Origin of the sequence: Bacillus sp. 3G2 (assembly GCF_044324725.1) — a bacterium.
Taxonomy (GTDB): Bacteria; Bacillota; Bacilli; order Bacillales; family Bacillaceae_G; genus Bacillus_A; species Bacillus_A mobilis.
Window position 1 is genome coordinate 533905 of record NZ_CP172246.1, and the last position, 22474, is coordinate 556378.

Consider the following 22474-nt stretch of genomic DNA (forward strand, 5'->3'; position numbering starts at 1 on the left):
CTAGACAAACTAACTTTATTGGAGAGTTTGATCCTGGCTCAGGATGAACGCTGGCGGCGTGCCTAATACATGCAAGTCGAGCGAATGGATTAAGAGCTTGCTCTTATGAAGTTAGCGGCGGACGGGTGAGTAACACGTGGGTAACCTGCCCATAAGACTGGGATAACTCCGGGAAACCGGGGCTAATACCGGATAATATTTTGAACTGCATGGTTCGAAATTGAAAGGCGGCTTCGGCTGTCACTTATGGATGGACCCGCGTCGCATTAGCTAGTTGGTGAGGTAACGGCTCACCAAGGCAACGATGCGTAGCCGACCTGAGAGGGTGATCGGCCACACTGGGACTGAGACACGGCCCAGACTCCTACGGGAGGCAGCAGTAGGGAATCTTCCGCAATGGACGAAAGTCTGACGGAGCAACGCCGCGTGAGTGATGAAGGCTTTCGGGTCGTAAAACTCTGTTGTTAGGGAAGAACAAGTGCTAGTTGAATAAGCTGGCACCTTGACGGTACCTAACCAGAAAGCCACGGCTAACTACGTGCCAGCAGCCGCGGTAATACGTAGGTGGCAAGCGTTATCCGGAATTATTGGGCGTAAAGCGCGCGCAGGTGGTTTCTTAAGTCTGATGTGAAAGCCCACGGCTCAACCGTGGAGGGTCATTGGAAACTGGGAGACTTGAGTGCAGAAGAGGAAAGTGGAATTCCATGTGTAGCGGTGAAATGCGTAGAGATATGGAGGAACACCAGTGGCGAAGGCGACTTTCTGGTCTGTAACTGACACTGAGGCGCGAAAGCGTGGGGAGCAAACAGGATTAGATACCCTGGTAGTCCACGCCGTAAACGATGAGTGCTAAGTGTTAGAGGGTTTCCGCCCTTTAGTGCTGAAGTTAACGCATTAAGCACTCCGCCTGGGGAGTACGGCCGCAAGGCTGAAACTCAAAGGAATTGACGGGGGCCCGCACAAGCGGTGGAGCATGTGGTTTAATTCGAAGCAACGCGAAGAACCTTACCAGGTCTTGACATCCTCTGAAAACCCTAGAGATAGGGCTTCTCCTTCGGGAGCAGAGTGACAGGTGGTGCATGGTTGTCGTCAGCTCGTGTCGTGAGATGTTGGGTTAAGTCCCGCAACGAGCGCAACCCTTGATCTTAGTTGCCATCATTAAGTTGGGCACTCTAAGGTGACTGCCGGTGACAAACCGGAGGAAGGTGGGGATGACGTCAAATCATCATGCCCCTTATGACCTGGGCTACACACGTGCTACAATGGACGGTACAAAGAGCTGCAAGACCGCGAGGTGGAGCTAATCTCATAAAACCGTTCTCAGTTCGGATTGTAGGCTGCAACTCGCCTACATGAAGCTGGAATCGCTAGTAATCGCGGATCAGCATGCCGCGGTGAATACGTTCCCGGGCCTTGTACACACCGCCCGTCACACCACGAGAGTTTGTAACACCCGAAGTCGGTGGGGTAACCTTTTTGGAGCCAGCCGCCTAAGGTGGGACAGATGATTGGGGTGAAGTCGTAACAAGGTAGCCGTATCGGAAGGTGCGGCTGGATCACCTCCTTTCTATGGAGAATTGATGAACGCTGTTCATCAATATAAGTTTCCGTGTTTCGTTTTGTTCAGTTTTGAGAGAACTATCTCTCATATATAAATGTATGTTCTTTGAAAACTAGATAACAGTGTAGCTCATATTTTTTTAATTTTAGTTTGGTTAAGTTAGAAAGGGCGCACGGTGGATGCCTTGACACTAGGAGTCGATGAAGGACGGGACTAACGCCGATATGCTTCGGGGAGCTGTAAGTAAGCTTTGATCCGAAGATTTCCGAATGGGGAAACCCACCATACGTAATGGTATGGTATCCTTACCTGAATACATAGGGTAAGGAAGACAGACCCAGGGAACTGAAACATCTAAGTACCTGGAGGAAGAGAAAGCAAATGCGATTTCCTGAGTAGCGGCGAGCGAAACGGAACATAGCCCAAACCAAGAGGCTTGCCTCTTGGGGTTGTAGGACATTCTATACGGAGTTACAAAGGAACGAGGTAGACGAAGCGACCTGGAAAGGTCCGTCGTAGAGGGTAACAACCCCGTAGTCGAAACTTCGTTCTCTCTTGAATGTATCCTGAGTACGGCGGAACACGTGAAATTCCGTCGGAATCTGGGAGGACCATCTCCCAAGGCTAAATACTCCCTAGTGATCGATAGTGAACCAGTACCGTGAGGGAAAGGTGAAAAGCACCCCGGAAGGGGAGTGAAAGAGATCCTGAAACCGTGTGCCTACAAATAGTCAGAGCCCGTTAATGGGTGATGGCGTGCCTTTTGTAGAATGAACCGGCGAGTTACGATCCCGTGCGAGGTTAAGCTGAAGAGGCGGAGCCGCAGCGAAAGCGAGTCTGAATAGGGCGTTTAGTACGTGGTCGTAGACCCGAAACCAGGTGATCTACCCATGTCCAGGGTGAAGTTCAGGTAACACTGAATGGAGGCCCGAACCCACGCACGTTGAAAAGTGCGGGGATGAGGTGTGGGTAGCGGAGAAATTCCAATCGAACCTGGAGATAGCTGGTTCTCCCCGAAATAGCTTTAGGGCTAGCCTTAAGTGTAAGAGTCTTGGAGGTAGAGCACTGATTGAACTAGGGGTCCTCATCGGATTACCGAATTCAGTCAAACTCCGAATGCCAATGACTTATCCTTAGGAGTCAGACTGCGAGTGATAAGATCCGTAGTCAAGAGGGAAACAGCCCAGATCGCCAGCTAAGGTCCCAAAGTGTGTATTAAGTGGAAAAGGATGTGGAGTTGCTTAGACAACTAGGATGTTGGCTTAGAAGCAGCCACCATTTAAAGAGTGCGTAATAGCTCACTAGTCGAGTGACTCTGCGCCGAAAATGTACCGGGGCTAAATACACCACCGAAGCTGCGAATTGATACCAATGGTATCAGTGGTAGGGGAGCGTTCTAAGTGCAGTGAAGTCAGACCGGAAGGACTGGTGGAGCGCTTAGAAGTGAGAATGCCGGTATGAGTAGCGAAAGACGGGTGAGAATCCCGTCCACCGAATGCCTAAGGTTTCCTGAGGAAGGCTCGTCCGCTCAGGGTTAGTCAGGACCTAAGCCGAGGCCGACAGGCGTAGGCGATGGACAACAGGTTGATATTCCTGTACCACCTCTTTATCGTTTGAGCAATGGAGGGACGCAGAAGGATAGAAGAAGCGTGCGATTGGTTGTGCACGTCCAAACAATTAGGCTGATAAGTAGGCAAATCCGCTTATCGTGAAGGCTGAGTTGTGATGGGGAAGCTCCTTATGGAGCGAAGTCTTTGATTCCCCGCTGCCAAGAAAAGCTTCTAGCGAGATAAAAGGTGCCTGTACCGCAAACCGACACAGGTAGGCGAGGAGAGAATCCTAAGGTGTGCGAGAGAACTCTGGTTAAGGAACTCGGCAAAATGACCCCGTAACTTCGGGAGAAGGGGTGCTTTCTTAACGGAAAGCCGCAGTGAATAGGCCCAAGCGACTGTTTAGCAAAAACACAGCTCTCTGCGAAGCCGTAAGGCGAAGTATAGGGGGTGACACCTGCCCGGTGCTGGAAGGTTAAGGAGAGGGGTTAGCGTAAGCGAAGCTCTGAACTGAAGCCCCAGTAAACGGCGGCCGTAACTATAACGGTCCTAAGGTAGCGAAATTCCTTGTCGGGTAAGTTCCGACCCGCACGAAAGGTGTAACGATTTGGGCACTGTCTCAACCAGAGACTCGGTGAAATTATAGTACCTGTGAAGATGCAGGTTACCCGCGACAGGACGGAAAGACCCCGTGGAGCTTTACTGTAGCCTGATATTGAATTTTGGTACAGTTTGTACAGGATAGGCGGGAGCCATTGAAACCGGAGCGCTAGCTTCGGTGGAGGCGCTGGTGGGATACCGCCCTGACTGTATTGAAATTCTAACCTACGGGTCTTATCGACCCGGGAGACAGTGTCAGGTGGGCAGTTTGACTGGGGCGGTCGCCTCCTAAAGTGTAACGGAGGCGCCCAAAGGTTCCCTCAGAATGGTTGGAAATCATTCGTAGAGTGCAAAGGCATAAGGGAGCTTGACTGCGAGACCTACAAGTCGAGCTTAGTGATCCGGTGGTTCCGCATGGAAGGGCCATCGCTCAACGGATAAAAGCTACCCCGGGGATAACAGGCTTATCTCCCCCAAGAGTCCACATCGACGGGGAGGTTTGGCACCTCGATGTCGGCTCATCGCATCCTGGGGCTGTAGTCGGTCCCAAGGGTTGGGCTGTTCGCCCATTAAAGCGGTACGCGAGCTGGGTTCAGAACGTCGTGAGACAGTTCGGTCCCTATCCGTCGTGGGCGTAGGAAATTTGAGAGGAGCTGTCCTTAGTACGAGAGGACCGGGATGGACGCACCGCTGGTGTACCAGTTGTTCTGCCAAGGGCATAGCTGGGTAGCTATGTGCGGAAGGGATAAGTGCTGAAAGCATCTAAGCATGAAGCCCCCCTCAAGATGAGATTTCCCATAGCGTAAGCTAGTAAGATCCCTGAAAGATGATCAGGTTGATAGGTTCGAGGTGGAAGCGTGGTGACATGTGGAGCTGACGAATACTAATAGATCGAGGACTTAACCATATAATATGAAGCAAATGTTATCTAGTTTTGAGAGAATATAAAAAACTTGTTGACTTTTAAAGTGAATAAGTTATAATAATGATTGTCTCAAAAGAATAATGTCTGGTAATGATGGCAGAGAGGTCACACCCGTTCCCATACCGAACACGGAAGTTAAGCTCTCTAGCGCCGATGGTAGTTGGGACCTTGTCCCTGTGAGAGTAGGACGTTGCCAGGCAATATTATTCCGCAGTAGCTCAGCGGTAGAGCTATCGGCTGTTAACCGATCGGTCGTAGGTTCGATTCCTACCTGCGGAGCCATTGGAGAGCTGTCCGAGCTGGCCGAAGGAGCACGATTGGAAATCGTGTATACGTCACAAGCGTATCAAGGGTTCGAATCCCTTGCTCTCCGCCATAGGATTTATAATATTTGGCCCGTTGGTCAAGTGGTTAAGACACCGCCCTTTCACGGCGGTAACACGGGTTCGAATCCCGTACGGGTCACCACTTTGGAGGATTAGCTCAGCTGGGAGAGCACCTGCCTTACAAGCAGGGGGTCGGCGGTTCGATCCCGTCATCCTCCACCATATAAATTATATAAATAGTATTATCGCGGGGTGGAGCAGCACGGTAGCTCGTCGGGCTCATAACCCGAAGGTCGCAGGTTCAAATCCTGTCCCCGCAACCAAATGGTCCCGTGGTGTAGTGGTTAACATGCCTGCCTGTCACGCAGGAGATCGCCGGTTCGACCCCGGTCGGGACCGCCATTTTAATAAGGCTCGGTAGCTCAGTCGGTAGAGCAGAGGACTGAAAATCCTCGTGTCGGCGGTTCGATTCCGTCCCGAGCCACCATTTATCTTAATAATATACGCCGGCTTAGCTCAATTGGTAGAGCAACTGACTTGTAATCAGTAGGTTGGGGGTTCAAGTCCTCTAGCCGGCACCATGTAAGTTTCGGAGGGGTAGCGAAGTGGCTAAACGCGGCGGACTGTAAATCCGCTCCTTCGGGTTCGGCAGTTCGAATCTGCCCCCCTCCACCATTTACATAGGGGCATAGTTTAAAGGTAGAACTGAGGTCTCCAAAACCTCCAGTGTGGGTTCGATTCCTACTGCCCCTGCCAAATATATTTACACAACATGGCGGTTGTGGCGAAGTGGTTAACGCACCGGATTGTGGCTCCGGCATTCGTGGGTTCGATTCCCATCAGTCGCCCCATTTTTATTTTAAAAATTACAAATAATCTAATGGATACTTACATATAATTAAGTAAGAAATCGATGGGCTATAGCCAAGCGGTAAGGCAACGGACTTTGACTCCGTCATGCGCTGGTTCGAATCCAGCTAGCCCAGCCATTTTCGCGGAAGTAGTTCAGTGGTAGAATACAACCTTGCCAAGGTTGGGGTCGCGGGTTCGAATCCCGTCTTCCGCTCCAATAAAATTTCATATGGCGGCATAGCCAAGTGGTAAGGCAGAGGTCTGCAAAACCTTTATCACCGGTTCAAATCCGGTTGCCGCCTTTTCTTTTGTGCCGATGTGGCGGAATTGGCAGACGCGCACGACTCAAAATCGTGTTCCTTCGGGAGTGTCGGTTCGACCCCGACCATCGGTATCATGAACGGCGTAAAAAACTCTATACTAACTGTATAGAGTTTTTTTTGTTAAATTGTGCTATGTGCTTCTAAAATTCGTAATAAACGTAGGAATTCATGTATAATATAACTTGTCGAAAGAACAAAATGATAGTGATTTATATTATGTCTGTAATATGAATCAAAAATGAACTTTTTATATTTCTTTTAAAAATGTGTTGAATACACATTATATTTCATATTAATATTTTTATGTAGATTTAAAACGGGAAAGAGAGTGGAAAGTATGGGTCGTAAATGGAATAATATTAAGGATAAAAAAGCATCAAAAGATGCAAATACAAGCCGTATATACGCGAAATTTGGACGTGAAATTTATGTGGCAGCCAAGCAAGGTGAGCCAGATCCAGAATCAAACCAAGCGCTTAGAGTCGTATTAGAACGTGCGAAAACATACAATGTACCAAGAACAATTATTGATCGTGCAGTTGAAAAAGCAAAAGGCGGTTCAGAAGAAAATTATGACGAGCTTCGTTATGAAGGCTTCGGACCAAATGGATCTATGGTAATTGTAGATACACTTACAAATAACGTAAACCGTACTGCAGCAGATGTACGAGCTGCATTTAGCAAAAACAGTGGTAACATGGGTGTAAACGGTTCTGTAGCTTACATGTTTGATGCGACAGCTGTTATCGGTCTTGAAGGTAAAACATCAGATGAAGTTCTTGAAATTTTAATGGAAGCAGATGTAGATGCACGTGACATTCTTGAAGAAGAAGATGCTGTTATCGTGTATGCTGAACCTGATCAATTCCATTCTGTACAATCTGCACTTAAAGATGCAGGTGTTGAAGAATTCACAGTTGCAGAATTAACAATGCTTGCACAAAGTGATGTAGAACTTCCTGAAGATGCTCAAGTACAATTTGAAAAAATGGTTGATGCATTAGAAGATCTAGAAGATGTGCAACAAGTTTACCACAACGTAGACTTAGGAGAATAATTCGATAGAAGCCCCCTGTTCGTTTAACGGATAGGGGGCTTTTTTTATGAGGTTAATTTTAAGCTGATGAATTAGTAAAGGGGTTTTGTTGTAGACAGGGAATATGCTTATAGGGATATGTGAAATATTCATTATTGCTAGGAGGCTTAATATGGAGCATAAAACACCGAAGCATATCGTTGCCGTAGCAGGGCTATTTAACAAATGAAAAAGGTGAAGTGTTATTGGCTAAAGTACATTGGCGAGCGGATACGTGGGAGTTGCCAGGAGGACAGGTGGAAGAAGGAGAAGCGCTCGATAAAGCAGTTTGCAGGGAAATGTTTGAGGAAACGGGTTTAACTGTGAAGCCTATCGGTATTACAGGAGTTTATTATAATGCTTCCATGCACATTCTAGCTGTCGTTTTTAAAGTGGCATACGTGAGCGGTGAAATACAAATTCAGTCTGAAGAAATACAAGAGGCTAAATTTGTTGCTTTAAATGAAGAGAACATAGATGAGTACATAACGCGTCCTCATATGAAATCCAGAACGATTGATGCGATGAGGGCGACACATTTTATTCCATACGAAACGTGGGAAGTGCAGCCGTATAATTTAATAGCTAGATTATAAAGAAAAGGGTAGCTGGTTTGAGATACAATCAAATCACTACTCTTTTTTGTATACTGTTTAAGAAAAAGGTCAAAATAATAATAGTGCTAATATTGATTTCAAGAACGTTCGTTCTGTATAATGTATGATATATTGTATACATTTAGATTACTAGATAATTACAAATATATATATTTGTAGATGATATAATGAAAATAGGGTGTTTTAATAGGGAAGTATAGGCTTAAGGTATACTCTACTATTGGTTTAGCATACTCTATATTCAATATTTCAGATGAATAGTAGATAAAAAAAGACTGTGATACAATACTTTTTTACCCCGTTATTTGCCGGACAGCCCGATTGGGGAGGGCTGATTAAAGTTTCACTTTATACCTTACAATGATGTAAGGTACGTGTAAGAGAAATCGATGGGATATTTTTTTACAACAAGGTATTCTTAAAGTAAGAGTTATACGCTGTGTGGAAAAGAGGTGTTTAAGATGAAAGAACGAGTATTATCTAGGGTGAACTATCATCAAAAAGTTGCATTAAATCCAATGACTAAATTCTTTTATAAAGCCATTATTTTATTATTATTGTTAAGTTGTACGTTATTATTCGTTGGAAATGTAATGATCGAGCAAAGTGATATTAGTAAATTACATGTACCGGCTAAGTTAGAGGTGCCAGAATCATTAACACATGCATTTATTGCGACAGAAGATAAAAGGTTTTATCATCATAACGGTTTAGATTATATAGCGATTGTCAGAGCGTCTGTTGAGAATATAAAGGCTGGTGGTGTTGTGCAAGGCGGAAGCACAATTACACAGCAGTTATCCAAAAATGCTTTTTTAACAAATGAACGTACATTTTCTCGTAAGTGGAAAGAGATTTTCTATACGAAAAAAATTGAACGCACATTTACGAAGGATGAAATTTTAAAATTGTATGTAAGCAATATTTATTACGGAGAAGGAGCATGGGGAATTGAAAAAGCGGCAAACCTTTACTTCGGTAAAAAAGTAAGCCAATTAACGCTGGCTGAAAGTGCAATGATGGCTGCTGTAGTAAAGGCACCTGCTTATTACTCGCCTGCACAAAATTATGATAAGGCCGTAGAGAGACGAAATGTCGTTTTGAGATTGATGGAGAAAGAAGGCTATATCAGTCATGATGAGTATGTGCAAGCAGTTAGTGAGAAGTTAGTCATTCGTCATGATATCAAAACAGAGCAGTCGATGTTAAATAATGCGCGTGAAAAAGCAGTAAGCTAAAGGAAGTTCCTACATAGGAGCTTCTTTTTTTGAATAAATTGTGACAAAAGGCGACACAATATTGTCACAAATGTTCTGTTTTTGTAATTTATGTGAGCGTGTTCATTGCGTGACGCATATAAGTGTTGATATTATGTGTATTGTGTACAATGCTGTATACAGAATATGAATTTAAAGAGGAATGTATATGAAATCAAACAAACTCATGGCTCTTGGTATAGTTTTTTCTATCGCAGTATTGATTGTAATTGGAACAATTGCGTATAGCATCATAAATGACAAAAAAGATAAAGGGAATGAGATGTTTGCTTATTCCACACAACAATCTTTAGGGAAAGATGATGCACCAGTTAAGGTAGTTGAATTTGGAGACTTCAAATGTCCTGCTTGTCGTACTTGGGATGTAACAGTATTACCACGATTAAAAGAAGAGTATATTGATAAAGGTAAAGTGCAGTTATATTTTATTAACTTCCCGTTTATTGGAAAAGACTCTGATTTAGGTGCAGCAGCTGGTGAAGCAATTTATAAACAAGATCAAGATTCATTCTGGACTTTCTATGATGAGATTTATCAAAGTCAAAAGAAAGACACGGAAGAATGGATTACAGAAGAATTACTTCTTAACATTGTGAAAGAGAAGCTTCCGAAAGTTGATGTAGAACAATTTAAGAAAGATTTACACAGTAAAGAAATAAAAGAAAAAGTACGTAAAGATTCAGATCGTGCTCAAAAATTAAAAGTTCAAGGTGCTCCTTCAGTATACATAAACGGAAATCTTGCAAACCCTGATTTCGATAGTATGAAGAAGGCGATTGATAAAGAATTGAAAAAGTGATGAGCTACTCATCACTTTTTCGACTTTTTTCGATAAAATTCTTGCTTCCGTTTTTTTAACATGCTATACTACTTTACATAAGTTATTCTAATATTTTATATTTATTTCATATTTGCGGGTGTAGTTTAGTGGTAAAACAAGAGCCTTCCAAGCTCTGGTCGAGAGTTCGATTCTCTTCACCCGCTCCAAATTTTATTAAATGTTTTTCTATAAATTGTGATCAACGCAGTGTTTCGTTTCTAAGATAAACGAGGCATTGCGTTTTTTAATGTTTGAAAAAGATAATTGTATGCGAAAATAGAAGTAAAGAATAGTATTCCAAAAGTGAATTGCTAACTAATATAGACGTTACATAAAGGGTGAATTCATCTGAGGAGGCGATTAGGAATGGATTTTGAACAATTAAAGCAAGATGTAATTGCGTATAGTAAAACAATTGGTATAGATAAAATAGGCTTTGCTAGTGCTTCACCATTTGAGGAATTAAAGCAGCGCTTAATCCAACAGCAACAATTAAATTATCAATCTGGATTTGAAGAGCCTGATATAGAAAAAAGAACGAACCCACAACTTTTACTACCTGGTGCAAAATCAATTATTGCGATTGCATTAGCGTATCCTTCAAAATTAAAAAATGCACCATTAAGTAAGCGTGGAGAACGCCGCGGGATTTTTTGTCGTGCTTCTTGGGGACAAGATTATCATCTTGTTTTACGAGATCGTTTGCAAAAATTAGAAGCATATTTAATCGAAAAACTTCCCGATATAGAAGTTAAGTCAATGGTTGATACGGGAGAGTTAAGTGATCGAGCTGTTTCAGAGCGTGCCGGTATTGGGTGGAGCGGTAAGAATTGCGCTATTATTACACCCGAATTTGGTTCGTATGTATATTTAGGAGAAATGATTACAAACGTTCCATTCCCACCAGATCAGCCAATAGAAGATCAATGCGGGAGCTGCACGAAATGTATTGATATTTGTCCTACAGGTGCTTTAATACAAGGAGGACAGTTAGACTCGAAGAAATGTATTGCATTTTTAACACAGACGAAAGGATTCCTACCGGAAGAATATCGTGACAAAATAGGAAACCGTATATATGGATGTGATACATGTCAGACTGTTTGTCCAAAAAACAAGGGAATGGATTTTCATAACCACCCTGAGATGGAACCGGATCCTGAGTTAGTTAAGCCGCTATTAACACCACTTTTAACAATTAGTAATCGTGATTTTAAAGAGAAATATGGAATTATGTCTGGTTCATGGAGAGGTAAAAAGCCGTTGCAACGAAATGCAATTTTGGCACTTGCTCATTTTAAAGAGGCATCAGCAATTCCTGATTTAATAGGTGTTATGAAAGATGACCCAAGACCAGTACTTCGCGGAACGGCAGCATGGGCACTTGGGAAAATTGGTGGAGATGGCGTGGGCGAAGCCATTGAAAAAGCAATGCAGCGTGAGAAAGATGAAGAGGTTCTTCATGAAATGAATCGCGGACTTGAATTGTTAGCGCAGAAAAAAGAGTAGATAATATCTCCCTTTTTCATATTGTAATATGGGAGGGAGACGAAATGGTTGTAAAAATAAATATTGAAAAGCAAGTACAACAATTTTTAGCCTATATAACAGAAAAAAGAACAAATGTAGAGGGGATTGCTGAAGATTTATTCCAGATAGCACAGAGAAAGAAACAATTGTTTCAAAAGCGTAATGCACATATAGTGAAAGCAACTGCGGACGTTTCTTTCATGAGACAATTAAATAATAGCAATCATCAAGAAATTGATTATCAAATACATTTTAAATATTTAATTAAGCATAAAGAATTATTTTATATCGAAGAGGAACAACTAAAACGAAGAGTTTGTTTAAATAATAGCCGGATAATAGGTGATTATGATATTGAAGTGCCAGAAGCAGTTGGCATGAGTGAGACCTTAGAAAGAGAAGTTATAAAAGAGAAGTATGGTTCTTATCAGTATAATCGTTTAGAGGCAGTTAAATATGCAGAGCGTTGGTGGGATGATCGAAACCCTGTATATCGTAATTTCCCTGATAATTGTACGAATTTTATTTCTCAATGTCTTCATACTGGAGAAGTACCAATGAATGGATATCCTAATATTCGTAAAGGATGGTGGCAAAGGGAGAATCAGTGGAGTTGGAGCTGGGCTGTCGCACACTCTTTTTATTGGTATTTATCAGGTTCTACAACAGGGCTTCGAGCAGAAGCGGTAGAAAGGCCAGAGGATCTTATTCTTGGTGATGTCATTGCTTATGATTTTGAGGATGATGGTAGGTGGAATCATACGACGATTGTAGTAGCAAAAGACGCAGATGGTATGCCACTTGTAAATGCACATTCAGCGAATAGCCGTCGGCGTTATTGGAACTATGAAGATTCTAGTAAATATACACCACAAATGAAATATAAATTCTTTCACATTATTAATGGGTAGAGATTTTTCGCTCAAGTGGTATAATACGTAGTAGACAAAAAATAGAGGTGAATATCGCGTGGGAGTACATGTTGTTTTATATCAACCAGAAATTCCAGCAAATACAGGGAATATTGCTCGTACTTGTGCAGCAACTGGAACAGAATTACATTTGATTAGACCGCTTGGATTTTCAACGGATGATAAAATGTTAAAGCGTGCAGGATTAGATTATTGGCAGCACGTGAAAGTTACGTATTATGATTCAATTGAAGAATTTTATGAGAAAAATAAAGACGGTGAATTCTTCTATTTAACAAAGTATGGCGAGAAAGCTCATACAGCGTTTGATTACAGCAAACGTGAGAAGGATTACTATTTTGTATTTGGAAGAGAAACAAACGGCTTACCAGCTAATGTAATCGAAGAAAATTTCGATCATTGTTTACGTATTCCAATGACTGATAAAGTGCGCTCATTAAATTTATCCAATACAGCGGCTATTTTAATTTATGAAGCGTTTCGTCAACAAAATTATCCAGGATTAGATTTAGAAATTGTTTATTAAAAGTCGCCATATGGCGACTTTTTTTCTAAAAATAAAAATAATATATAATCATACATTTAAAAAAGGGTGCATATTCATATAGAATGGGATATATGAATAAAAATAGATCAGACGGGTTGAGATAAATATGAAGGAACAATATAATAATCAAAATACCTTTTTAAGTATGATAGATATGGATTTAATAAGAAGAGGACTATTACACGCTATTCAAGATTTAGTATTTATTGTGAAAGTTATTGATGAGGAAACCTTTAAATATATTTATGTAAATAAGATAGGTATGGATTATGCGAAGCTAAGCGAAGAATGTTATGGAAAAACGTTCGCTGAAGTATTACCGAAAGATACGGCGGAAATATTACAAGTGCAGTATGCAAAAGTAGCGAGCGAAGCGAAAGCACATACCTTTTGTGATGTAGTTAGTTTACCAACTGGTAATTTACATTATGAATCTTCACTTAATCCTGTATTTGATGAAGAAGGAGTATGTCAGTTTATTATTTGTATTACGAGGGATATTACAGCTCAAATTGAGGAGAAGATTGAAATAGAGGAAAAACAAATGCTATTTAAGTCATTACTAGAATATAATAATGACTCCATTATATCTATAGATTCTATAGGTAGAATTACATATGCAAACCCAGCGACGTATGAAATATTTGGATACCGATATGAAGAATTAAACAATAAATTTATTTTTGAATTTATTAATAAAGAATATGAAAAAGATTTCAAAATTATATTTAAAGGATCCATGCAAGGAAAAGCGAAGCAAATTGTTTCAAAGAAATATGTTCATAAAGAAGGGTACGAGCTCTATATTTCTTTAAGAACTATTCCAATTATTGTGAACGGGGAAATTGTCGGGATATATATTGTTACGAGGGATGTTACAAGGCAAGTATTAAATGAGATGAGAACGGAATATTTAGCTTATTATGACCAGTTAACAGGATTAATGAATAGAATTTCATGTACAAATAAGTTAAATGGTATTTTAAATGAGAAGATAGATTTTGCGTTTATTTTTATAGATTTAGATGAATTTCATCTTATTAATGATACTTTTGGCCATAAAGAAGGAGATAAAGTATTACAAAAAGTTACAGAATGTTTAAGCAGTTTTGAAATAGACGGTATGCACTTATTTAGAGAACACGATGATCAATTTGTTATGTTAATAGAAAATATAACGAAAGAACGTGTAGAGGTAGTTGCAAAAAGCATACTAAAAAAGATTAGTGAACATTTTGTAATCGAAGAAGAGGACGTGTATTTAAGTGCGTCAATCGGAATTGTAATGGCTCCAACAGATGGAGAGGATGAAAAAATATTATTCCAAAGAGTTGATGCTGCTTTGGAAAAAGCAAAAGAAAAAGGAAAAGGGCACTATCATTTTTATTGCAATGGATTAGATTGTGAACGTGAACAAAGATTTATAATAGAAAACCAATTACATCGTGCTATAGAAAAAAACGAATTCTTCTTATATTATCAGCCACAAATGAATATTGAAACGAAAAAAATAGTCAGTATGGAAGCTTTAATAAGGTGGGAGAATAAAGAATTAGGATTTGTCTCTCCAAATCAATTTATTCCGTTAGCCGAAAGAACAGGATTTATTATTAAGCTTGATGAATGGGTAGTAAATGAAGTGTGTCAGCAAATACGTGAATGGTTAAATAAAGGATATGAAGTGGTCCCGATTGCAGTTAATATTTCAGCCAGGCACTTTCGTTCTATTACACTAATAGAGATGATTACACGAGCGTTACATAAGTACAATGTACCAGCTCATCTATTAGCAATAGAGGTTACAGAAGGAGCCCTTATACATAAAGACATATCGAAAAGAGTATTGCTACAATTAAAAGAACAAAATTTAAAGATTCATTTAGATGATTTTGGGACGGGATATTCATCTTTAAGTTATTTAAAAACGTATCCAATTGATACTTTGAAAATCGATCGTTCCTTTATGGAAGGTATACATGTAGATGAACGTGATACGAATATTACAGCTGCAATTATTCATTTAGCTCATACTTTGGAATTGAATGTAATTGCAGAAGGAGTAGAAAAAGCAGAACAAATACAATTTTTGAAGGAAAAGAATGTGAAGTTTGTACAAGGTTATTATTATAGCAAACCACTATCAAAATACGATGTGGAAAATGTGTATTATAAATAATTCATAAAAAAAGTGATGTGCCAAAAGCACATCACTTTTTATGTGTACCGGGTTTATCATTGTAACCAGATGTAAAAATAGCTGTAAGAAATGTGAGTGATACACCTAAAATTAATAATAATTTCATACTAATATCCCTCCTAATTTTTCAGTTTATGAATCTTAAATATGAATCGAAATGTATGTAAGGTTCTTGGAAGAAAAGAATTTATTTAAAATGAATAGCGGTGTAAAATCTTTAATACCTATATTATACAGAATTTTCTTTGAATTTTGGAGAGAATTTTATTGCACTACTGTATATTTCATTTTGATTTAAAGAATGTTTGAGGACATCCTAGCATACCTTTTATAATAATCCGATTGAACAAGGAGATGGGGGAGGAGCTATAATGGATATTCTAAAAAAAATTGAACAGCATCGAGAAGCAGAAGAACGCTTACAATGGGAAGGTACGTTTGCGGAGTATTTAGAGCTTGTGAAGGAAAGACCATGGGTGGCTCAAACAGCACACTCTCGCATTTACAATATGATAAAAGATGCTGGAATTGAAGAGGTAGATGGTAGAAGAAAGTATAACTTCTTTAGTAATCAGCTATTTGGATTAGAGGATGCTTTAGAACGTCTTGTAGAAGAATATTTTCATCCATCTGCAAAACGATTAGATGTTAGAAAACGTATTTTATTATTAATGGGTCCTGTTAGTGGGGGGAAATCAACATTAGTTACGATGTTGAAACGAGGATTAGAAACATATTCTCGAACAGATCGAGGAGCAATTTTTGCAATTAAAGGTTGCCCAATGCATGAAGATCCACTTCATTTAATTCCGCATCATTTACGTGATGATTTCTTTGATGAGTATGGAGTTAGAATTGAAGGGAATCTATCACCACTAAACGTTATGCGCCTAGAGCAAGAATATGGTTCAAGAATTGAGGATGTAGTTGTAGAGCGTATTTTCTTCTCAGAAGATCGCCGTACAGGGATTGGTACATTTAGCCCGTCTGATCCTAAATCACAAGATATCGCCGATTTAACAGGTAGTCTGGACTTTTCAACAATCGCAGAATATGGTTCAGAATCAGATCCACGAGCATATCGCTTCGATGGAGAATTGAATAAGGCAAACCGTGGGATGATGGAATTTCAAGAAATGTTAAAATGCGACGAGAAGTTTTTATGGCATTTATTATCGCTTACGCAAGAAGGGAATTTCAAAGCAGGAAGATTTGCGCTTATTTCAGCAGATGAATTAATTGTAGCGCATACGAATGAAACGGAGTATCGTTCTTTCATAGCAAACAAGAAAAATGAAGCATTGCACTCAAGAATTATTGTAATGCCAGTTCCATATAATTTACGAGTGAGTGAAGAAGAACATATTTATGAAAAAATGATTCGTGAAAGTGATGTATCCAATGTGCATATTGCACCGCACACACTTCGCGTTGCAGCAATGTTTACGATTTTAACTCGTTTAAAAGATCCGAAGCGTCCGGATATTGATTTAATTAAAAAGATGCGTTTATATGATGGAGAAACAGTAGAAGGTTATAATGCGATTGATGTAGAGGAGCTACAACGTGAATATCAAGATGAAGGTATGAAAGGTATCGATCCTCGTTATGTTATTAACCGGATCTCTTCTACAATTATTCGAAAAGAGGTACCATCTATTAACGCATTAGATGTACTTAGATCGCTAAAAGACGGGTTGGATCAGCATCCGTCAATTAGTAATGAAGATCGAGAGCGTTATATGAATTTCATCTCATTAGCGAGAAAAGAATATGATGAAATTGCGAAGAAAGAAGTACAAAAAGCATTCGTGTATTCATATGAAGAATCAGCGAAGACACTTATGGATAATTACTTAGACAACGTTGAAGCATATTGCAATAAATCAAAATTACGTGATCCATTAACAGGTGAAGAAATGAGTCCAGATGAAAAGCTAATGCGCTCAATTGAAGAGCAAATTGGAATTTCAGAAAATGCTAAGAAAGCATTCCGTGAAGAAATTTTAATTCGCATTTCTGCTTATGCGCGTAAAGGAAAACGCTTTGATTATAATTCACACGAGCGTCTTCGCGAAGCGATTCAGAAAAAACTATTTGCTGATTTAAAAGATATAGTGAAAATTACAACATCAACGAAAACGCCAGACGAAAATCAGCTTAAGAAAATCAATGATGTTGTTGCACGCTTAATTGATGAGCACGGCTATAATTCTTCATCTGCGAATGAATTATTACGCTATGTAGGTAGCCTGCTAAACCGATAGTTTGATAACAAAACGCTGTCTCTTGTATTTTGCGGGACAGCGTTTTATTATCCATTTATATGTGTAAAGTGTCATACCTTGTCCAAATATAATAAATTAAGATGCAATTTCATGAATTTATTGTCAATTATTTTTACAATATGCATATGATAGAGTAACCAACCATTCATACGAAAAAAGCCAACACAATACAATATGTTGCAAAGTGTAAATGTGTGCAACTATGCATTGTGTTTCTTTCTTATCAACGGCTGAATGTTTCTTTCTAGTATGTGAGCGGCAAAATTTTGTTTAGAATGCTCGGGGTATTATATGAAAAACGTTATATATGTTTATGGGATGAATTTCGATGGGCAGTTACCTTTCATTCTTGCTTGCACAGTATAAAATAAAATTTCTAGTTTGCTGTTCATATAGAAAGACAATTACAGTAAGGAGGGAAAGAAATGGGTGAAGAAAACCAACCAAATTATACGATTTCACAGGAAAACTGGTCCCTCCATCGCAAAGGATATGACGACCAACAACGCCATCAAGAAAAAGTACAAGAGGCAATTAAGAATAATTTACCCGATCTTGTAACAGAGGAAAGTATAGTTATGTCTAATGGCAAGGATGTTGTAAAAATACCAATTCGTTCTCTAGATGAATATAAGATTAGATACAATTATGATAAAAACAAACACGTTGGGCAAGGAAATGGTGACAGCAAAGTTGGTGATGTCGTTGCGAGAGATGGATCAGGTGGTCAAAAGCAAAAAGGACCAGGAAAAGGGCAAGGAGCAGGAGATGCGGCAGGAGAAGATTATTATGAAGCTGAAGTCTCTATTCTAGAATTAGAGCAAGCGTTTTTCAAAGAGTTAGAGCTGCCTAATTTAAAGAGAAAAGAAATGGATGAAAACCGGATTGAACATGTTGAATTTAATGATATTAGAAAAACTGGATTATGGGGAAATATTGATAAGAAACGAACGATGATATCTGCATATAAACGAAATGCAATGCGTGGTAAAGCATCCTTCCATCCAATTCACCAAGAAGATTTAAAGTTCCGTACTTGGAATGAAGTATTAAAACCAGATTCAAAAGCAGTTGTATTAGCGATGATGGATACGAGTGGATCGATGGGAATATGGGAGAAGTATATGGCACGTAGCTTCTTTTTCTGGATGACAAGATTTCTACGAACGAAGTATGAAACAGTAGATATTGAGTTTATTGCCCATCATACGGAAGCAAAAGTCGTTACAGAGGAAGAGTTTTTCTCAAAAGGAGAAAGTGGCGGAACAATCTGTTCTTCTGTATACAAAAAAGCACTCGAGTTAATCGATAATAAATATTCACCAGACCGCTATAATATTTATCCATTCCATTTTTCAGACGGTGATAATTTAACATCAGATAACGCTAGATGCGTAAAGCTTGTTGAAGAGTTGATGAAGAAGTGTAACATGTTTGGATATGGGGAAGTGAACCAATACAATCGCCACAGTACCCTCATGTCAGCCTATAAAAATATTAAAGATGAGAATTTCAGATATTATATTTTAAAGCAAAAAGCAGATGTATTCCACGCGATGAAGAGCTTCTTTAGAGAAGAATCTGGAGAGAAAATGGCATAACCCCTTAAAAAAAGGGGTTATTTTTTTGTAAACTTTTTATTTTTCTAGTTGACAATGAAAATGAAAATCATTATCATTTATTCGAGATGTGATTACATTTAGATTTATATATTTTGGAGGAGATGTAAAGTTGAACAAAAATAAAAGAAAACATATAAATGCAATGTTAGTGGCTGCGACATTATCGTTGCCGTTTGCGGTTTATGCTACACCGGTCTTAGCGGCTACTGCTGTTACAGAGAATATGGCTGCACAAAGTTCAAAAAAGCATGTTTTTGATGCGGTAATTAAGGCTTATAAAGATAACTCAAATGAAGAGTCATATGCAACTATATATATAAAAGATCCAAAGCTGACGATTGAAAATGGGAAAAGAATAATTACAGCAACATTAAAAGATAGTGATTTCTTTGACTATCTGAAAGTCGAAGATAGTAAAGAGCCAGGTGTCTTCCATGATGTAAAGGTGCTTTCAGAAGATAAAAGAAAACATGGAACGAAAGTTATACAATTCGAAGTAGGTGAGTTAGGAAAAAGATATAATATGCAAATGCATATTTTAATTCCCACTTTAGGGTACGATAAGGAATTCAAAATTCAGTTTGAAGTAAATATGCGTACATTTGTAGAAAGCGATATAGAAGAGGATGAAGAAGAACAAATTGAAGATACACAAAATATCATACGTGATAAACGATTACAACAAGTAATTAATAAAAATGTATTAAATAGAAAAGATGTAAATGAGCCTATATTTGAAGAAGATTTAAAAGAAATTAAAGAGTTAAATATATATGCAGGTCAAGGAATTGAGAGTCTAAAAGGATTAGAGTATATGGAAAATCTAGAAAGACTAATAATACAAGGGTCTGATGTACGAAATATAGCTCCTATTTCACAGCTAAAACGTTTAAAAGTAGTTGATCTATCTTTTAATAAAATAGAAAATGTTGAGCCGCTTGTAAACTTAGAAAGACTGGATATATTAGAGCTACAAAATAATAGAATTGCTGATATTACTCCACTGAGTCAACTTAAAAAGGTTAGAACAATTAACTTATCAGGTAATACAATTAGTGATATAAAGCCTTTATATAATGTTTCTTCTTTAAGAAAGCTATATGTAAGTAATAATAAGATTACTGATCTTACAGGCATTGAGCAAATGAATAAGTTAGGGACATTAGGGGTAGGAAGTAATGGGCTTGTAAATATTGAACCAATTAGTAAGATGAGTGGCATTGTGGAACTTGATCTTCAAAAAAATGATATTAAAGATATTACATCATTATCTAAACTAGCTGGCTTACAATCACTTAACTTAGAAGAAAACTATGTTTCGGATGTATCACCACTTAGTAATTTGAACAATTTATATGATTTAAAACTTGCGACAAATGAGATTCGTGATATAAGACCTATTCATGAATTAGGAAAACGAATTAAGATTGATGCTCAAAGACAAAAAGTCTTTTTAGATGAAGCCTACATGAATGAAGAAGTGAAAATTCCTGTATATGATTTAAATGGGACAGCACTTCAAAATATTGAGTGGAAGAGTGAAGGCGGAAGTATTATGAACGGAGCAATAAAATGGAATAGCCTTGGAGAAAAAACGTATGAATTTAAGATGGATACTGGCGAAAGTAAGATAAGGTTCCAAGGAAGGATAATACAAAATATCGTTGAAAAACGAGAAGAGAGTTCGAACGTAATTCAAGATATGAAACTAAGACAATACATGAATAAACATAATTTTGAACGTAAAAATGTAAATACACCTATAACGAAAGAAGATTTATTAACAGTTAAGGCTTTGAAAATTACGGATGGGAAAAAAGAGGGCATAACAGATTTTTCTGGATTAGAATTAATGACAAATATGGAAGAATTGACATTACAAAATGTTAATATGAAAAATGTGGAATTTATCTCAGGTTTGAGAAATTTGAAGTCAGTAGATTTGTCCTATAATCAAATTGAAGATATTAAACCACTTCATTCATTAGAGAATCTTGAAAAATTAAATATTAGCAATAACGGTATAAAAAATGTTCCCGAACTATTTAAGATGCAGAAATTAAAAACTCTAGACCTCTCAAATAATAAACTGGATAATGCTGCTTTGGATGGAATTCATCAATTGGAAAATCTAGATGCATTGTTAGTAAATAATAATGAAATCAATAATTTAGATGAGATTAGCAAAGTTAGCAAATTGAATAAGCTTGAAATGATGGGCAATAAAGTACGAGATATTTCTCCATTAGCTAGCCTGAAAAACTTACAGTGGTTAAATTTATCTGATAATAAGATTAAAGATATCTCTACTTTATCTTCTATGCTTGATTTACTTAGCTTAAAATTAGCTGGAAATGAGATTCGTGATGTACGACCGGTCATTCAATTGGCTCAATGGATAACAGTTGATATTAAAAACCAAAAAATTGTTTTAGAAGATGGACAAATGAATCAAGAAATCCAAATTCCTATCTACGATTTAGAGGGAGAAATCTTCGAAGATATTGAACTGAAGAGTGAAGACGGTATCGTGACCGATAGAGGAACAGTCGTATGGAAAACCCCAGGAGAAAAAGTTTATGCATTCTCCTTAAATGGAAATTATCACGGTCTATCTCTATTATTCAGTGGTACGGTTATGCAAAATATAGTAGCGAAAGAAGAACCGAAAGAAGAACCGAAAGAACCAACACCAGGAGTTGAAGTTCCAAAAGAAGAACCGAAAGAACCAACACCAGGAGTTGAAGTTCCAAAAGAAGAAGTAAAAGAACCAACACCAGGAGTTGAAGTTCCAAAAGAAGAGCCAAAAGAACCAACACCAGGAGTTGAAGTTCCGAAAGAAGAGCCAAAAGAACCAACACCAGGAGTTGAAGTTCCGAAAGAAGAAGTAAAAGAACCAACACCAGGAGTTGAAGTTCCGAAAGAAGAGCCAAAAGAACCAACACCAGGAGTTGAAGTTCCAAAAGAAGAGCCAAAAGAACCAACATCAGGAGTTGAAGTTCCGAAAGAAGAAGTAAAAGAACCAACACCAGGAGTTGAAGTTCCGAAAGAGGAACCAAAAGAACCAACACCAGGAGTTGAAGTTCCGAAAGAAGAGCCAAAAGAACCAACAAAAGAAGTTGAAAGTCCGAAAGAAGAGCCAAAAGAACCAACACCAGGAGTTGAAGGTTCAAAAGACGCAGTAAATCAATCCGCAGTAGTTCAAGAACAAAACGTGAATAATCAAGTTGTGGCAGAAAAAGTAGTAGCGAATCAAAGTGTGAAAGAAAATAAACCAGTTGTTACTAAGAAAGAAGAAAGTAAGAAATCACTAGGAGCAACAGGTGGGAAAGAAAATAATGTATCTTTATTTGGTGGCCTAGCATTAGTTCTTTCAGCATTAAGTATGTTTGTATTTAGAAAGAAATTATTTAAGAAATAAAAACGTTTTAT

At 38.6% G+C, this 22474-nt stretch carries 10 protein-coding genes, 16 tRNA genes, 3 rRNA genes and 1 pseudogene; all 30 read left to right on the forward strand.

The genetic code is table 11. The annotated features are described in order from the left end of the window. The first annotated feature begins 15 nt into the window (after nt 1–15). The 30 genes and pseudogenes from ACHZK0_RS02710 to ACHZK0_RS02855 all read left to right on the forward strand — a co-directional run bounded on the left by ACHZK0_RS02710 (nt 16) and on the right by ACHZK0_RS02855 (nt 22463). A 16S ribosomal RNA gene (locus ACHZK0_RS02710) occupies nt 16–1567 on the forward strand. A 146-nt stretch (nt 1568–1713) separates the two neighbouring features. Beyond that, a 23S ribosomal RNA gene (locus tag ACHZK0_RS02715) occupies nt 1714–4618 on the forward strand. A gap of 101 nt (nt 4619–4719) precedes the next feature. Next, nucleotides 4720–4835, forward strand: a 5S ribosomal RNA gene (gene rrf, locus ACHZK0_RS02720). The 16S, 23S and 5S rRNA genes sit together here with 15 tRNA genes alongside, the layout of an rRNA operon. An 8-nt stretch (nt 4836–4843) precedes the next feature. After that, nucleotides 4844–4918, forward strand: a tRNA-Asn gene (locus ACHZK0_RS02725). 2 nt (nt 4919–4920) lie between these two features. Beyond that, nucleotides 4921–5012: transfer RNA gene (locus ACHZK0_RS02730), tRNA-Ser, on the forward strand. A 17-nt stretch (nt 5013–5029) separates the two neighbouring features. Further along, nucleotides 5030–5104: transfer RNA gene (locus ACHZK0_RS02735), tRNA-Glu, on the forward strand. 4 nt (nt 5105–5108) lie between these two features. Next, nucleotides 5109–5184 (forward strand) — tRNA-Val (locus ACHZK0_RS02740). A gap of 24 nt (nt 5185–5208) precedes the next feature. Beyond that, nucleotides 5209–5285, forward strand: a tRNA-Met gene (locus ACHZK0_RS02745). Between the two features lie 3 nt (nt 5286–5288). Further along, nucleotides 5289–5364, forward strand: a tRNA-Asp gene (locus tag ACHZK0_RS02750). A gap of 9 nt (nt 5365–5373) precedes the next feature. After that, nucleotides 5374–5449 (forward strand) — tRNA-Phe (locus tag ACHZK0_RS02755). 18 nt (nt 5450–5467) lie between these two features. After that, nucleotides 5468–5543: transfer RNA gene (locus tag ACHZK0_RS02760), tRNA-Thr, on the forward strand. A 10-nt stretch (nt 5544–5553) separates the two neighbouring features. Further along, nucleotides 5554–5637: transfer RNA gene (locus tag ACHZK0_RS02765), tRNA-Tyr, on the forward strand. 7 nt (nt 5638–5644) lie between these two features. Beyond that, nucleotides 5645–5718: transfer RNA gene (locus ACHZK0_RS02770), tRNA-Trp, on the forward strand. Between the two features lie 19 nt (nt 5719–5737). Continuing rightward, a tRNA-His gene (locus ACHZK0_RS02775) sits at nt 5738–5813 on the forward strand. 63 nt (nt 5814–5876) lie between these two features. Continuing rightward, nucleotides 5877–5951 (forward strand) — tRNA-Gln (locus ACHZK0_RS02780). A gap of 5 nt (nt 5952–5956) precedes the next feature. Then, nucleotides 5957–6031: transfer RNA gene (locus ACHZK0_RS02785), tRNA-Gly, on the forward strand. Nucleotides 6032–6045: 14 nt separating this feature from the next. Continuing rightward, a tRNA-Cys gene (locus tag ACHZK0_RS02790) sits at nt 6046–6116 on the forward strand. A gap of 10 nt (nt 6117–6126) precedes the next feature. Further along, nucleotides 6127–6208, forward strand: a tRNA-Leu gene (locus ACHZK0_RS02795). A 266-nt stretch (nt 6209–6474) separates the two neighbouring features. After that, nucleotides 6475–7194, forward strand: coding sequence for a YebC/PmpR family DNA-binding transcriptional regulator (locus ACHZK0_RS02800; protein WP_000532956.1), 720 nt, complete (start codon nt 6475–6477; stop codon nt 7192–7194). Between the two features lie 151 nt (nt 7195–7345). Next, nucleotides 7346–7808: pseudogene (locus tag ACHZK0_RS02805) on the forward strand (NUDIX hydrolase). A 482-nt stretch (nt 7809–8290) separates the two neighbouring features. Further along, a complete protein-coding gene (locus ACHZK0_RS02810) occupies nt 8291–9067 on the forward strand; it encodes a transglycosylase domain-containing protein (protein WP_262743119.1) in 777 nt (258 codons plus the stop codon). A gap of 187 nt (nt 9068–9254) precedes the next feature. Further along, nucleotides 9255–9905, forward strand: a complete 651-nt coding sequence (locus ACHZK0_RS02815) for a DsbA family protein (RefSeq protein ID WP_000841317.1) — start codon at nt 9255–9257, stop codon at nt 9903–9905. A gap of 114 nt (nt 9906–10019) precedes the next feature. Beyond that, nucleotides 10020–10093: transfer RNA gene (locus ACHZK0_RS02820), tRNA-Gly, on the forward strand. 199 nt (nt 10094–10292) lie between these two features. Then, nucleotides 10293–11435: a tRNA epoxyqueuosine(34) reductase QueG gene (queG, locus tag ACHZK0_RS02825; protein WP_060629454.1), complete on the forward strand. Its 1143-nt coding sequence runs from the start codon at nt 10293–10295 to the stop codon at nt 11433–11435. A gap of 44 nt (nt 11436–11479) precedes the next feature. Next, complete coding sequence (locus tag ACHZK0_RS02830) at nt 11480–12367, forward strand: amidase domain-containing protein (protein ID WP_395761120.1); 888 nt, start codon at nt 11480–11482, stop codon at nt 12365–12367. A 58-nt stretch (nt 12368–12425) separates the two neighbouring features. Then, nucleotides 12426–12914: a tRNA (uridine(34)/cytosine(34)/5-carboxymethylaminomethyluridine(34)-2'-O)-methyltransferase TrmL gene (gene trmL / locus ACHZK0_RS02835; RefSeq protein WP_000538149.1), complete on the forward strand. Its 489-nt coding sequence runs from the start codon at nt 12426–12428 to the stop codon at nt 12912–12914. A 127-nt stretch (nt 12915–13041) separates the two neighbouring features. After that, nucleotides 13042–15111, forward strand: a complete 2070-nt coding sequence (locus tag ACHZK0_RS02840; protein ID WP_262743118.1) for an EAL and GGDEF domain-containing protein — start codon at nt 13042–13044, stop codon at nt 15109–15111. Nucleotides 15112–15503: 392 nt separating this feature from the next. After that, nucleotides 15504–17399, forward strand: a complete 1896-nt coding sequence (locus ACHZK0_RS02845; RefSeq protein WP_000353281.1) for a PrkA family serine protein kinase — start codon at nt 15504–15506, stop codon at nt 17397–17399. A 446-nt stretch (nt 17400–17845) separates the two neighbouring features. Then, nucleotides 17846–19021, forward strand: a complete 1176-nt coding sequence (gene yhbH, locus ACHZK0_RS02850) for a sporulation protein YhbH (RefSeq protein ID WP_063263516.1) — start codon at nt 17846–17848, stop codon at nt 19019–19021. 130 nt (nt 19022–19151) lie between these two features. Beyond that, complete coding sequence (locus tag ACHZK0_RS02855; protein WP_395761121.1) at nt 19152–22463, forward strand: leucine-rich repeat domain-containing protein; 3312 nt, start codon at nt 19152–19154, stop codon at nt 22461–22463. Nucleotides 22464–22474: the final 11 nt, after the last annotated feature.